The 13,658-nt window shown below is 62.1% G+C and carries 9 protein-coding genes; 3 read left to right on the top strand and 6 right to left on the bottom strand.

Features of this window, described 5'->3' with window-relative positions; genetic code table 11:
• Nucleotides 1-156: 156 nt before the first annotated feature.
• The 6 genes from I2G43_RS07730 to metK form a co-directional block, all read right to left on the bottom strand.
• Nucleotides 157-1,371, bottom strand: coding sequence for an ABC transporter permease (locus tag I2G43_RS07730; protein ID WP_195535719.1), 1,215 nt, complete (start codon nt 1,369-1,371; stop codon nt 157-159).
• Complete coding sequence (locus I2G43_RS07725) at nt 1,368-2,141, bottom strand: ABC transporter ATP-binding protein (protein ID WP_195535718.1); 774 nt, start codon at nt 2,139-2,141, stop codon at nt 1,368-1,370. Before I2G43_RS07725 ends, I2G43_RS07730 begins: the two co-directional genes overlap by 4 nt.
• Entirely contained in the window at nt 2,141-3,577 is a 1,437-nt protein-coding gene (locus I2G43_RS07720; RefSeq protein ID WP_195535717.1) for an efflux RND transporter periplasmic adaptor subunit, read from the bottom strand. Before I2G43_RS07720 ends, I2G43_RS07725 begins: the two co-directional genes overlap by 1 nt.
• A gap of 132 nt (nt 3,578-3,709) precedes the next feature.
• Nucleotides 3,710-5,443: a L,D-transpeptidase gene (locus tag I2G43_RS07715; protein WP_195535716.1), complete on the bottom strand. Its 1,734-nt coding sequence runs from the start codon at nt 5,441-5,443 to the stop codon at nt 3,710-3,712.
• Nucleotides 5,444-5,592: 149 nt separating this feature from the next.
• Nucleotides 5,593-7,200 carry an L-serine ammonia-lyase, iron-sulfur-dependent, subunit alpha gene (gene sdaAA, locus I2G43_RS07710; protein ID WP_195535715.1) on the bottom strand — a complete coding sequence of 536 codons (1,608 nt, stop codon included), beginning with the start codon at nt 7,198-7,200 and terminating at the stop codon, nt 5,593-5,595.
• A gap of 311 nt (nt 7,201-7,511) precedes the next feature.
• A complete protein-coding gene (gene metK, locus I2G43_RS07705) occupies nt 7,512-8,792 on the bottom strand; it encodes a methionine adenosyltransferase (RefSeq protein ID WP_195535714.1) in 1,281 nt (426 codons plus the stop codon).
• Nucleotides 8,793-9,075: 283 nt separating this feature from the next.
• On the opposite strand from metK, the gene gltX reads away from it, so the two are divergent.
• The 3 genes from gltX (at nt 9,076) to def (ending at nt 13,649) form a co-directional block, all read left to right on the top strand.
• On the top strand, nt 9,076-10,551 hold the full coding sequence (gltX, locus tag I2G43_RS07700; protein ID WP_195535713.1) for a glutamate--tRNA ligase: 1,476 nt from the start codon (nt 9,076-9,078) through the stop codon (nt 10,549-10,551).
• 89 nt (nt 10,552-10,640) lie between these two features.
• Complete coding sequence (priA, locus tag I2G43_RS07695; protein WP_229071701.1) at nt 10,641-13,094, top strand: replication restart helicase PriA; 2,454 nt, start codon at nt 10,641-10,643, stop codon at nt 13,092-13,094.
• Nucleotides 13,095-13,112: 18 nt separating this feature from the next.
• Entirely contained in the window at nt 13,113-13,649 is a 537-nt protein-coding gene (gene def, locus I2G43_RS07690; RefSeq protein WP_148331380.1) for a peptide deformylase, read from the top strand.
• The last annotated feature ends 9 nt before the right edge of the window (nt 13,650-13,658 follow it).

Raw genomic sequence — 13,658 nt, 5'->3', positions numbered from 1 at the left:
GCTCGAACCGTACAAGACCGTCATCCGCCAATAGCTCGAGGACGACGCCGGAACTGGCGCAAGCAGCCCTTCAATAAGTTGCGGTGAAATAGTGTCTGTTTTTGCTGCTAGATAGCATATTCAGTCCCTAATTCACCGCAACTTGTTGGTGGTGGCTTACTGGTAGCGTAGGCACTCCACCGGGTCGAGCTTTGCTGCGCGGCGAGCGGGATAGAAGCCAAAGATTACGCCGATGCCGACCGATACGGCAAACGCGCTCAACACTGTCGTAATGGAGAAGCTTGGCGTGATCGTCCCGGTAGCTCCAAACTCGCTCATGATGCCCGAGCTTGCGGCAAAGAACGTGAGACCCCATGCCAGCAGATAGCCAATCAGGACACCCAACAGTCCGCCGGTGACGCACAGCGCCGAGGACTCGGCCAAAAACTGCGCGGTGATATCGCGACGACTGGCGCCCAGAGCGCGGCGGATGCCGATCTCGCGAATGCGCTCGGTCACGTTGGTAAGCATCATATTCATAATGCCGATACCGCCGACAAGCAGCGAGATGCTGGCGACAGCACCCATGATGAGCGAGAACGCGCCCATAAAGGAGTTGAGTGCATCGATAGCGCTTTTCATGGAGGTCGCCGATACACTGTCGTACTCATCATCCTCCGTGATGCCCTTCATCGCGCGCACCTTGGACTCGATGGTCTTACAGAGCTCATCCATGTCCGTGCCCTCGGCGGCAAGTGCCGTCACGCTGGGGAATGAGGGATTCTCGTCGCCAAACAGGCCTGAGATGGTTTCGCGTGGCATATACAACGTGAGCGAGCCCATGGAGTCGCTGCCGCCATCAATCACGCCTACAATCTGCACCTCGCCGTTGGAAACCTTGATGGTTTTCCCCAGCGCATCCTGTTCGTTGCCGTAAAGCTGATCGGCACCGTTGCGGCTGATGAGCGCCACGCGCGAGCCTGATTGGGACTCGGCCTGGGAATAGGTGCGCCCCGCAACGAGCTTGCTGGCCCCCACGGCGTCGAGCATGTCGCTATCGACGCCCTGCGCCATGACGGTATAGCTTTTATCGCCGGTCTTGTACTCGGTATACGCGCTGTCGACAATGCCGATCTGCTCTATCTGCGGCACCAGTTTTTGAAGCTTCTCGATGTCCGACTCGGTGAGTTCTTGCGACGAATAGATTTGCACCATGCGTGCCGCATTGAGGCCCAGGCTGTTGACCAGGCTGTTTTGGATGCCGCCGATGAGCGAAGTCATGGCGATAACCGAGGCGATGCCGATGACAATGCCCAGGATGGTGAGCAGGCTGCGCCCCTTGTTGGCCTCGAGCGAGTGAAGGGATTCCTGGATGAGATCGCGGGCGCTCATGCCATCTCTCCTTTCGGCGGGTTGGCGGAGGCGGAAATCATGGGCAGGCTATCTACGGTGCTGCGTAGGGTCCGCGGTGCATGTGGAATATACGCGCCGTCGTGAATGCGACCGTCGCGGATGGTCACGGCACGGTCGGCCTCGGCGGCGATGCCGGGGTCGTGTGTGATAAGCGCGATGGTTTTGCCGCGCTTCTGGAGCTTATGGAAGGTCTCCATCACAAGCGCTCCGGTAGCGGAGTCCAGGTTTCCCGTCGGCTCATCGGCTAGGATGATGGGCGGGTCATTGACGAGGGCGCGCGCGATTGCGACACGCTGCATCTGGCCGCCCGAGAGCTCGGATATGCGGTGGTCCCAGTGGTCGACGGGCAGCATGACGGCCTGCAGCGCGTGCACGGCGCGCATCTCGCGCTGGCTACGGGGCACATTGGTGTAGGCCAGCGGCAGCATCACGTTTTCGATAACCGACAGGCGCGGCAGCAGGTTGAAGCTCTGAAAGACAAAGCCAATGCTCAGGGCGCGGACTTCGGTGAGCTCGTCATCGTCGAGCTCGGCCACGTTGAGCCCTTGCAGGTAGTAGTCGCCCGCCGTCGGTTTGTCCAGGCAGCCTAGGATGTTCATGAGCGTTGATTTGCCCGAGCCCGAGGGGCCGGTGATAGCGACGAATTCGCCGGGTTCTACCGCTAGGCTCACGTTGTGCAGGATGTGGGCGCAAGCCGCCTCGCTCTCAAAGATGCGGTGTACGTTGCGGATGTCGATAACGGGACGCATTACATGCCCTCATCGTCAGACATACTGCCCGAATCCGCGCTGTAGCCGCCGTCAGCCGTTGCGTTCGCTCCGGTGTCCATGACGAGGGTGTCGCCATCGCGCAGCTTGGTAACCGGCACGTTGGGGTTGATCTCGTTGCCCTGGTCGTCGCGCTTGACCTGTGTCTTGCCGACTACGGCTTCGTTGTCGTTTTGCGTCACGACGGCCACCTTCACGCGACGGGTTTGCTTACCCTCGTCATCAGTCGCCACGTTGACGTAATAGTGTTCGCCGTCTTCAGTCATGAGCGCCATCGTCGGCACCATCACCACGTCGTTGAGCTGCTCGGTCACCACCGATACCTCGGCCGTCATGCCCGGCTTCAGGCGCGCGTCGGGCGCCTCGATGAGGATGTCGACGTTAAAGGTTACGCTGCCGCCGCCACCGTTGGCGGCGTCGGAGTTTGCCACCGACGCGATAGCCGTGACGGTGCCCTGGCTCACGATATCGGGAAACGCGGGATACGTGACGTTGGCGCTCTGCCCAACGGCGATCTTGGCGATGTCCTTTTCGCCCACCTGCACGGTCACCTTCATTTTGGACAGGTCGGCGATCTGCATGCACTGCTTGCCGCCGCTCGTGTCGCTTTCGCCCATGATCATGCCGCCTGTTACCGTGGCGCCCACCTTGGCGTTGAGCTCCACGATGCTACCCGAGCTCGGGGCCGTGACCGTACGGCTGGCTGCCTTGGCATTCGCCTGATCGAGGTTTGCCTGGGCCGAAGCGAGGCTGCGCTGCGCGGCCGATACGACGTTCGTGTCCGCTGATGCGGCGGAGACGCCAGCCGCTGCGGAAGCTCCATCGACGTCCGTCGTTGGGGTGGCCTGCGCGGCAGCGGCGGCTTTCTGTGCGTTGGTGAGGTCTTCCTGGGCGGCTGCAACTGCACGCTGCGCCTCGGCAACGTTGCGGTCGAGCTCGTCGTTTTTGATGGTCATAAGCACGTCGCCCTCGTTGACGGATTGGCCTGCCTGCACGTTGATCGAATCGACCGTACCGTCGACAGAAGGGGAGACCACTGAGGACGTAATGGGTTTGAGCTGGCCTTTCGCCTCGACCGTTGTGGTAAACGCGCCCTCGGTCACCATGTCGGTCACAGGCCCACTAGCGCCCTGTGGCTGCGCATTGATAACCAGGGTTGCGACAATGGCAATGAGCGCGATGGAACCCACGACGCCGGCGGCAATACCGCGACGAATCAGCTTTTTGCGTCGACGTTCGGCACGCTTTGCCTTGAGCTTGGCATATGCCTCTTCATCGGAAATCTCGGTCGCATCGTTCGCGCGTCCGCTCTGTTTGTCGGCATGTGCGTTTGTAATCAGAGGAATCGTTTCGGTGACACCTTCGGGCGTGTGCTCGGTATCATCCGGGCCCGGGGTGGTCGTGGGGACATTCGGCATAGCGTCTCCTTTATAGAAAGTACCTCGATTAGTATATGCGCCCACCGGTTGGGGCGGGCGCATGGGACGGTTTCTTTCGGAACTGTTAGATTGGTCGCAGCAGCTCCATGTTGTAGGAATGTGCGCGTTGCACTACGAGTGGACAACCACGCACAGGCCGACTTTGATGCAGTCGTGAAGTGCCTTGGCGTCTGTCAGGCGCAGGTTGATGCAACCGTGGCTGCCGCACCACTTGTACGACTCGGCATTATCGAAGCTCTTGTCGTTTTGCCAGGTGGCGTCGTGGAAGCCGATCATATTGCCCTCAAACGGCATCCAGTAGCTCACCGGGCTCTCGTATTTGGGCTTGCCGGTCTCGGGGTCCTTGGCTCCGATCAGGGTGCTGCCGCCGTCGTTGCTGTTGATCTGCCACACGCCCTCGGGGGTGGCGTCTTCGCCCGGTTTGCCGGAAATAAAGTTGGCCTCCCACACGATATTGCCGTTCTCGTCGTAGTAGCGCGCGTGCTGCTCGGACAGATCTACGTCGATATACGCCTTCCAGTCGGGCTCTCCCTTTGCGGTAAAGGTGTCGGCCTTCTGGGAGTACTTGATCTCGATTTCTCCGGTCTGCTTGTTGTTAATGGCGTCCTCGACCTGCTTGGCGAGCGAGCTGCTGTCGATGGACCAACCAAAGTCACCGCCTTCGACGGCGCACTGCTTGCCATCGGCGCGCGTCCACCAGCGAGTGGAGCCCACGGTATTAAAGCCGTTAGCGAGCTCGGCTGCCCAGCTGCTGATCTGTGACGTATCGAGCGTGGGGCTGGCCGGATCGGCAAAGCTGATCCACTGCAATACGGAGCTGCCATCAACCTTGCCGGCATCCTCGCCGTTGAGCTTGAGGGTCACGTTGACGCCTAGGAAGTTGTTGGCGGCATCGCATGCGGCCTGAATCTGATCATCGGTCAGCGTTCCATTGAGCGGCTCATAGGCATCGTTGCCGAGCTTGGAAAGATCTACGGACTCGGCCAGCGAGGCAAGCTCGAGCTCGGCATACTTAATGACATGCTCGCGGTTGAGTTTTTCGTTGGAGCGCGCCTTCTCGACGGTAAACTTGCCGGCCTGCTCGTCATAGGAGCTATTGGCCTCGAACGTGCCCGAACGGCCCTCGTTAAACTCTTCAATGGCGGCGCCCAGATCCTTCTCAAATTTCTTTTGGTCAAAGGTGTCGGAGAGCATTGACAGGTCGACGTCTTGATCAAGATCGACTTCGTTGGAGGTAGCGGTTGTTTTGGTTTTGCCGCTTAAGGATTCCACAAGGCGGACCGGCCATATAAAGGCTTCGTTGTGGCTGATGATCTCTTTTGCGGCAGCCTCTCCGTCGACGATGGGCTCATCGGACTCGGGCTGATAGGTCCAGTTAAAGTCATCGCCTGTCACGGTGAGCTTATAGTGCTTCCATGCCGAATTGACCTTGGTGGCGGCAGACGAAGCGTTGGAGAACGAGACGTCGACGCCGACGATGGTGGTTTTGGGGTAGGCTACCTGCGAAAATGCTACGACGCCTACGATATAGACAATGACGATTAGACCCAGGACGACAAAGAGCGTCGTCTTTTTGCCCGACTTATTGTTCTCGGCGGGTTTGTGCGCGGGGCCACGATCGCCTCGAGCGTGCGTGGGGGGCTGCTTGGGCGCATTGCCGTTTGCCTGGCGCTGCTGACGTTGTTGACGCTGCTGTCGCTGTTGGTTCGGGCGTTGGGAAGCGTTTGCTGCACTACGCTGCTGACCGTGGCTCGGCGCGATAGGACGCGGCGACTGAACGCCACCGGTGTGCCTGCTCGGCTGCTGCGGATCGGGAATCAGTTGAGTTCGATCGTTTTGCGACATCGTATGCATATCCTTCGAATTTCGCCTTATGGCTCATCGTGTTTTTACTGGGCTTGCATTATAGCGATTGCCCTGCTGTTTGTGGTACGGAAACGGTGGCATTCAAAAGAGGTGGGACATTTGTCCCACCTTTGAGTCGTTCTTTGCCGTTATCCGCACACACCGCATTTTGCACAGGCCGAAAGTGCAGCCGGAGCCTGCGCGATGCCGCCCTTTGCCGTCTCGCGCAGCGTGGCCGGCAACGCGTGACCCACCGAGAGCATGACATGTGCCATTTGGTCAAACGGCACCAGGCTCTTAATGCCTGCGAGGGCGAGTTGTGCCGAGCTAAAGGCCGCTGCCACGCCGATGGCATTGCGGTTTTGACAGGGCACCTCGACAAGGCCTCCGACGGGATCGCAAACGAGGCCCAACAGGTTGCTCAGCGCTATGGAGCTGGCGTCGAGCGCCTGCTCGGGTGTGCCGCCCAGCATCTGGACCAGCGCGGCGGCAGCCATGGCGGCGGCACTGCCGACCTCGGCCTGGCAGCCGCCCTCGGCGCCGGCGACGCAGGCACTCGTGGTGAGGTTGAGGCCGATGGCGGCGGCACAATAGAGGGCGTCCATGACTTGTTCGTCATCAAGTTGCAGGTGGTCGGCGAGCGCCAGCACACAGCCGGGGACGACGCCCGCGGAGCCGGCCGTGGGGGCGGCGACGATGACGCCCATGGTGGCGGAGCGCTCGAGCACGGCCATGGCGCGGGCCACGGCGTCGGTCTGCACGGCGCCCATTAAGCTGGAGCTCAGGTCGTTGCGGCCGGTGGCATCGACGAGTTTGGCCTCACCGCCGATAAGTCCGCCGAGCGATCGCTGCGGATTGGCGATGGGGGCCGTGGTCTCCTCGCGCATGACATTGAGCACGCGGCGCATGGCGGCGACGGCGTGGGTCTCGCCGGTTAGACGCGCCTCGCGCACGGCCATAACGGCGCCAATATTCAGGCCGAGCTCGGCGCACGCATCGAGCAGCTGTTCGCCGTCGTCGAAGATCTCCTTGGCCGAGACGCCGGGGGAGAGCGACGAGGCCGAGCCCGGGAGCTCGATAAACGTGGCGTAATCGACATTGTCGAGCTTGCGCAGCATGGGGATGACGGTATCGTCGGGAGCGCCATCAGTCTCAAAGACGGAATATGCCTGGCCGCCCACCTCGGTGCGGTAGGTGCGGCAGAAGGCGATGTTCACGTGCGCGTAGGCAAGCAGGTTGGTGAGCGCGGCGAGCACGCCGGGAACGTCCTTGTGCGCCACAAAGAGCGTGGAATACATGCCCGAGATATCGACGCCGACGCCGTTAATGCGGCTGATGCGCATCTTGCCGCCGCCCAGGCTCTCGCCGCGGACCTGTGCCGTTGCGCCCGTGTCGTCGACCATGTCGATGTCGACGGTGTTGGGGTGGATGGAGGCGTCGTCGCCCTTGATGTCAAAGTGATATTCGAGGCCCTGTTCGTGCGCGAGGTCGAAGGCCTGCTTGATGTTCTCGTCATCGGTGTCGAGGCCCAGGATGCCCGCGACGAGCGCACGATCGGTGCCGTGGCCGCGGTAGGTTTGGGCGAAGGAGTTCCACAGGCCAAAGGTGACTTTGGTGATGCGGCCTTCCAGCAGGCTGGCGGCAACTTGGGCGCAGCGCAGGGCGCCGGCGGTGTGCGATGAGCTGGGGCCGACCATGACGGGGCCCAAGATCTCGAATGCCGAGGTCGTAGCTAGTGTTTGTGGCTTGCCTGCCATGGGTGCTCCTGTTCTATCCCGTCGTCCCGAGGGCTTTGGTATTTGGTCGCCTGCTCGGACAGTCCTGCTCGCACGGAGGCCACATTAAGTGGCCTCCGGCTCGTGCGGAACTCGCGATCGACCAAATACCAAAGCCCTCGGAACTAAGGATACATGGTAGAGGCGCGTGTGCTGCAAAATTCATTAGCTGGTGACGCAGCGTAGGCTCATATCGAAGCATCCTTACCACCGTTTAAATAAAAAAGAAGTACCGGTTGGGGGCGGTACTTCTTTTGATGCGTCGATATTTGGCTGCAGCTTTTGCCGTTGGCTTACAGGCCGCAGGCTGCTTTGAGTTCTTCGACTCGGTCGGTTTTCTCCCAGGTGAAGTCGGCGTCTTCGCGGCCGAAGTGACCGTAGGCTGCCGTCTTTTCGTAGATGGGGCGACGCAGGTCTAGGTCGCGGATGATTGCGCCCGGGCGCAGGTCGAAGGTCTTCTCTACGGCCTCGACGATCTTGTCCTCGGCAACATGCGCGGTACCGAAGGTGTCGACCATGATTGAGAGGGGCTTGGAAACGCCGATGGCGTAGGCAAGCTCGACTTCGCATCGGTCGGCCAGACCGGCGGCGACCACGTTCTTGGCGACCCAACGCGCGGCATACGCGGCGGAGCGGTCGACCTTGGTGCAGTCCTTGCCGCTAAAGGCACCGCCGCCGTGACGGCCGTAGCCGCCGTAGGTGTCGACGATGATCTTGCGGCCGGTCAGGCCCGTGTCGCCCATGGGGCCGCCCACGACAAAGCGACCGGTGGGGTTCACGTAGATGTCCGCGTTGTCCCACGGCATGTTCTCGGCAGCCATGACCGGGGTGATGACGTGCTCGATGAGGTCGGCCTTGATCTTGCCCATGTCCTCGATCTCGGCGGCGTGCTGCGTGGAGATGACGATGGTCGTGACCTCGACGGGCTTGCCTTCCTCGTAGCGCACGGTGACCTGGGTCTTGCCGTCGGGACGCAGATAGGCGAGGGTACCGTCGTGACGCACGGCGGCCAGGCGCTCGGCCAGGCGGCTTGCCAGGTAGTGCGGCATGGGCATGAGGGTCTTGGTCTCGTTGGAGGCATAACCGAACATCATGCCCTGGTCGCCGGCACCGATCAGGTCGATCGGGTCGGTGGTAGCGCCGGTCTGGGTCTCGAAGGACTCGTCAACGCCCTGGGCGATATCGGGCGACTGCTCGTGGATGAGGCTCATAACGCCGCAGGTGTCGCAGTCAAAACCGAACTTGGCACGGTTGTAGCCAATGCGGCGGATAACGCTGCGGGCGATTTCCTGTACGTCGACGTAGGCCTGGGTGCGAATCTCGCCGGCGACGATGACGGTGCCGGTGGTCACGAGGGTCTCGCAGGCGCAGCGGACGTTCTCCACGTTCGCGGGCACGCCGTTGGGGGCGATGTAGCCCTGCTCCTGCAGCTCTATTTCTTTGGCGAGGATTGCGTCGAGGACGGCGTCGCTGATCTGGTCAGCGATCTTATCGGGATGACCTTCGGTCACCGACTCCGACGTAAAAACAAAGGACCCGTGTTGGGGTGGGATGGAACGAAGTTCTTCTGACATGATTGTCCTTTCAATAACGTGTCCCGGCGACCGTTACCATTCCGCCGGGCTCTCTATGCAAGGGCACATCATAGCGCGTAAATCAAACATTCACACCCTTTCCGCACCTACTCATTGGGGACAGACTTAAATGACCAGCCTTACCTAAGTGCTGACAGGTTGCCCAAAGAATGGTCATTTAAGTCTGTCCCCAATGAGTAGGTCGGTGCCCTTTGTGCGGAGGCTGCTTTGATGCTTTATACTGATGCAGTTAGACATCCATCCTGCAATCGAGGAGATTTCCATGGCATCAGACGTTCGCGTCCGCTTTGCACCCTCACCGACGGGCAAGCTGCACATCGGCGGCGCCCGTACCGCTATCTATAACTGGGCTTTCGCCCGTGCAAACGGCGGCACGTTCATCCTGCGCATCGACGACACCGACCCCACCCGCTCCACCGACGAGAACACGCAGATCATCCTGCGCGCAATGCGTTGGCTGGGCCTGGACTGGGACGAGGGTCCCGAGGTGGGCGGTGACTTTGGCCCCTACGCCCAGACCGAGCGCCTGGACCTGTACAAGCAGGCCGCTCAGAAGCTTTGGGACGAGGGCAAGGCATATCCCTGCTTCTGCACCAAGGAGCAGCTCGACGCCGACCGCAAGGCCGCGCAGGAGCGCAAGGACCCCTTCCAGGGCTATCAGCGCCGTTGCCGCGATCTTGATCCCGAGGAGGCCCGCCGCCGCATCGAGGCTGGGGAGTCCTACGTCCTGCGCATCAAGGTGCCCGAGGACCGCGGCGACGTCGTCATCCACGACGCCGTCCACGGCGAGGTGACCTTCGACGCCAAGGAGCTCGACGACTTTGTCATCTTCCGCTCCGATGGCACGCCCACGTACAACTTCGCGACCGTCGTCGACGACGCCATGATGAAGATCACCCATGTCATCCGCGGCGACGACCACCTGTCCAACACCCCGCGTCAGGTCATGGTCTACGAGGCTCTCGGCGCGCCTGTGCCCACGTTCGCCCACATCTCCATGATCCTGGGCGCCGACGGCAAGAAGCTCTCCAAGCGCCACGGCGCCACCTCGGTGGAGGAGTACCGCGACGCCGGCTACCTGTCCGACGCCTTCGTCAACTACCTGGCTCTGCTCGGCTGGTCGCTCGACGGCGAGACCACGATCATCCCGCGCGATGTCCTGGCCAGCAAGTTCTCGCTCGACCGCATCTCCAAGAATCCGGCGACCTTTGACCCCAAGAAGCTTGACTGGGTCAACGCCGAGTACATCAATGGCATGTCCGATGCTCAGTTTGCCGACGAGATCATGGTCCCCGAGCTGCACGAGGCGGGTCTCATCGAAGGTAATGTCGAGTATGGCGAGGACTGGATCGACGCGCTTGCCGCCATCGTCAAGCCGCGCACCAAGATGCCGGCCGACGCCGTGACCGTCGCCGCTCCCATCTTCGCTACGGCCGAGACGCTCGAGTATGACGAGAAGTCCGTCAACAAGGGCCTGGCCAAGGAAGGCATGGGCGCCATTCTGGACGCCGCCAAGGCCGCGCTTGAGGGCGTGGACGAGTGGACCGCCGCCAACATCGACGCCGCGCTTGAGCCGCTGCCCGAGCAGATGGACCTCAAGAAGCGCGTGGTGTTCCAGGCTGTGCGCGTCGCCGTCTGCGGCAACATGGTGAGCCCTCCGCTGGGCGAGACCATGGCGCTCGTCGGCCGCGACGACTGCCTGGCGCGCATCGACCGCGCCCGCGCGATGGCGCTGTAATCGCTGCGCAAACGTATGTATCCGAGCCCCGTTCACTCAGAGCGGGGCTCTTGTTTCTGTAGACGCATGGGATAGGAGGTGCTGGGGCCATGGCCGAGCAACTTTCGCTGTTTGGTTCGCCGGAACCGGAGGAGACTCCGGCGGCACCGGCATCCGCTGCTGCCTCGGCCAAGCCCGAGCCTGCGCCTGAGCCCATCGCCGCCTACACGAGCGTGGTTCTCGACATCCCCACCCGTGCGCTGTCCGAACCGTTTGCTTACGGCATCCCTGAGTCCCTTGCCAACGAGGCCCAGGTCGGATCGACGGTCCTGGTCCACTTTGGCAATCGTGCCGCCGCAGGCTACATCGTCGATATTGCGGCCGAGCTTGGTGACCTGCAAGGCAACAACGCCCTCGACCCTTCGCGCATCAAGCCCGTCGAAGCCATCCTCAGCAAACCGCTCTTTACCGCCGAGGCTGCCCGCATCGCGCGCTGGATGAGCCGCGAGTATGTCGCGACGCTTTCCGAGTGCCTGCGCCTGTTTTTGCCTCCGGGCGGTAGCCCGCGCGTGGTCAAGGGCGATGACGGCGCATGGTCGGTTGAGCGCCCCGCCGTCAAGCCTATTCAAAACCGTTGGGTCATGCTCACGCCCGAGGGCTTCGACTATACACCGCCCAAGACCGCCGTTCGCCAGCGCCAGCTTATCGAGGCGCTCCAGTGCGGCCCGGTCACGACGCGCGACCTTAACCTGCTCTACAACAGCATGTCGGCGACTATCAAGGCACTCGAAAAACGCGGCGTCGTGGTGGTGGAGGAGCGCCGCGCGTGGCGTGGCTGCAGCGAGCAGACCACGCTGTCTTCGGCAAGCGGCAAGGCACCGGTTTCGCTCACGAAAGGCCAGCAACAGGCGCTCGCGCAGATTGAGCGTGCCCGCCTCGATGCCCACGGCGACGTGGCGCTCGTCGATGGCGTCACTGGTTCCGGCAAAACCGAGGTCTACCTCTCCGCCATCGAGCGCGTGTTGGCCGCCGGCCGTTCGGCCTGCGTGCTCGTGCCCGAGATTTCGCTGACGGCCCAGACCGTCGGCCGCTTCCGTTCGCGTTTTGGCGAGACGGTCGCGGTCTTCCATTCGCGCCTTTCGGCCGGCGAACGTCTGGACCAGTGGGATATGGTCGCGAGCGGTGCGGCCCGCGTGGTCGTCGGAGCACGTTCGGCGCTTTTCTGCCCGCTCAGCGACCTGGGCCTCATCATTATCGATGAGGAGCACGAGACCAGCTACAAGCAGGGGTCCAGCCCGCGCTACCATGCGCGCGAGGTGGCTGCCGAGATGGCGCGCCGCTATCGCTGTCCTCTTGTGCTGGGCTCGGCCACGCCTTCTGCCGAGGCACTCGATCGTTGCCGCCGCGGCACGTACAACGGCGCCACCTGGACGCGCGTCGAGATGCCCGAGCGCCCCGGACACGCGGTCTTGCCCACGGTCCGAATCGCCGACCTGCGCCGTGAGTTCGCACACGGCAGCCGCTCCATGTTCTCAAAACCGCTGTTGGAAGGCCTCGAGCGCGTGGTCGAGCGTCGCGAGAAGGCCGTGCTGCTGCACAATCGTCGCGGCTTTGCGCCGTTCCTGATGTGCCGCGAGTGCGGCTGCGTCCCCACCTGCAATCACTGCTCCACGGCGCTCACGTATCACGAGCGCACGCACACACTGCAGTGCCATACCTGCGGATCTTCCTGGCGCGTGCAGCCGTATCCGGCACCCACGAGCCGCTGCCCCAAGTGCGGTAGCCGCTACCTGGCAAAAATGGGCCTGGGCACGCAGCAGATCGAGGACGCGCTGCGCCAGATGCTGCCCGATGACGTCGCCATTATTCGCATGGACGCCGATTCCACGCGCGGCAAGGACGCGCATAAAAAGCTGCTTGAGCAGTTCGACGCCGCCGATTGCGCGGTGCTGCTGGGCACCCAGATGATCGCCAAAGGCCTCGATTTTCCCGAGGTCACGCTCGTGGGCGTCGTCAATGCCGACTTTGCCCTTAAGCTGCCCGATTTTAGAGCAGGGGAGCGCGCCTACGATCTGCTGGAGCAGGTGGCGGGTCGCGCCGGTCGTGGCGATCGCCCCGGCGAGGTCATCATCCAGACCTACCTGCCCGAGGACCCGGTCATTCGAGCCGTCGCCGAGCACGACCGCTCGATCTTTACCGACTACGACCTGGACCAACGTCGCGACGCCCTCTATCCGCCGTTCGTGCGCCTGGTCAACATCCTGGTGTGGTCGGCGAACCGAGACGACGCGCAGGACTACATCGGCCGCATCGCGAAGCTCCTCAAGCGCCGCTGGCATGCCGCCGCGCCCGACTATTTGCGGGCGGGGAGTGCCGTGCCGCAGGTGCTGGGTCCGGCTTCGTGTGTAATCGAGAGAGCCAAGGACCGTTATCGCTTCCATCTGCTTGTGAAGTCGCCGGTAGGGTACCATGTCTCTGATGATATCGACGCCTGTCTCAAAGAGGTGGGCTCCGTGCGCGGCGTGAGCGTGAGCGTTGACGTCGACGCCTATGATTTGATGTAACAACCCGAAAGGATGGCCATGGAAGCCAACGGAATCGTACTGTCGCCCGACCCTCGTCTGCGCCAGGAGTGCGCCGTCATCGAGGAGATCACTCCGGCGATCGAGGCGCTTGCCGAGAAGATGAAGAAGATGATGTTCGAGAACGGCGGTTGCGGCCTGGCTGCCCCGCAGATCGGCGAGCTCATTCAGCTCGTCACCATCGACTGCGACTACAGCGACAAGAATGACTACGACCCGTATGTGCTCATCAACCCCGTGATCGTTGAGCAGAGCGATCACCTGGTGCCGTTTAGCGAGGGCTGCCTGTCCATTCCGGGCATTAGCTGCGAGATCGAGCGTCCCGATCACGTTGTCGTTGAGGCGTACGACTTGGATGCCAACCTGATTCGCTATGAGGCAACGGGCGACCTGTTCTGCGTGTGCCTGCAGCATGAGATCGATCACCTTCACGGCAACACCATGTTCGAGCGATTGAAGCCGATGCAGAGGCTCAAGGCAGTCAAGGAATACCAGGACGCCCTGGCCCGCGGCGCTCGACCGGGCGAGACGGAGTAGGTCCCACCG

It is taken from the genome of Collinsella aerofaciens (assembly GCF_015557435.1).
GTDB classification, from domain to species: domain Bacteria; phylum Actinomycetota; class Coriobacteriia; order Coriobacteriales; family Coriobacteriaceae; genus Collinsella; species Collinsella aerofaciens_Z.
Note: the sequence above shows the minus strand (reverse complement) of the source record. Positions and strands in the feature narration are given on the sequence as shown.

Excerpts from the sequence above, each read along its gene's own strand:
- I2G43_RS07725 (WP_195535718.1), bottom strand. The coding sequence starts at position 2,141 with ATGCGTCCCGTTATCGACATCCGCAACGTACACCGCATCTTTGAGAGC.
- def (WP_148331380.1), top strand. The coding sequence starts at position 13,113 with ATGGAAGCCAACGGAATCGTACTGTCGCCCGACCCTCGTCTGCGCCAG.
- I2G43_RS07730 (WP_195535719.1), bottom strand. The coding sequence starts at position 1,371 with ATGAGCGCCCGCGATCTCATCCAGGAATCCCTTCACTCGCTCGAGGCC.
- I2G43_RS07720 (WP_195535717.1), bottom strand. The coding sequence starts at position 3,577 with ATGCCGAATGTCCCCACGACCACCCCGGGCCCGGATGATACCGAGCAC.
- metK (WP_195535714.1), bottom strand. The coding sequence starts at position 8,792 with ATGTCAGAAGAACTTCGTTCCATCCCACCCCAACACGGGTCCTTTGTT.
- I2G43_RS07715 (WP_195535716.1), bottom strand. The coding sequence starts at position 5,443 with ATGTCGCAAAACGATCGAACTCAACTGATTCCCGATCCGCAGCAGCCG.
- priA (WP_229071701.1), top strand. The coding sequence starts at position 10,641 with ATGGCCGAGCAACTTTCGCTGTTTGGTTCGCCGGAACCGGAGGAGACT.
- sdaAA (WP_195535715.1), bottom strand. The coding sequence starts at position 7,200 with ATGGCAGGCAAGCCACAAACACTAGCTACGACCTCGGCATTCGAGATC.
- gltX (WP_195535713.1), top strand. The coding sequence starts at position 9,076 with ATGGCATCAGACGTTCGCGTCCGCTTTGCACCCTCACCGACGGGCAAG.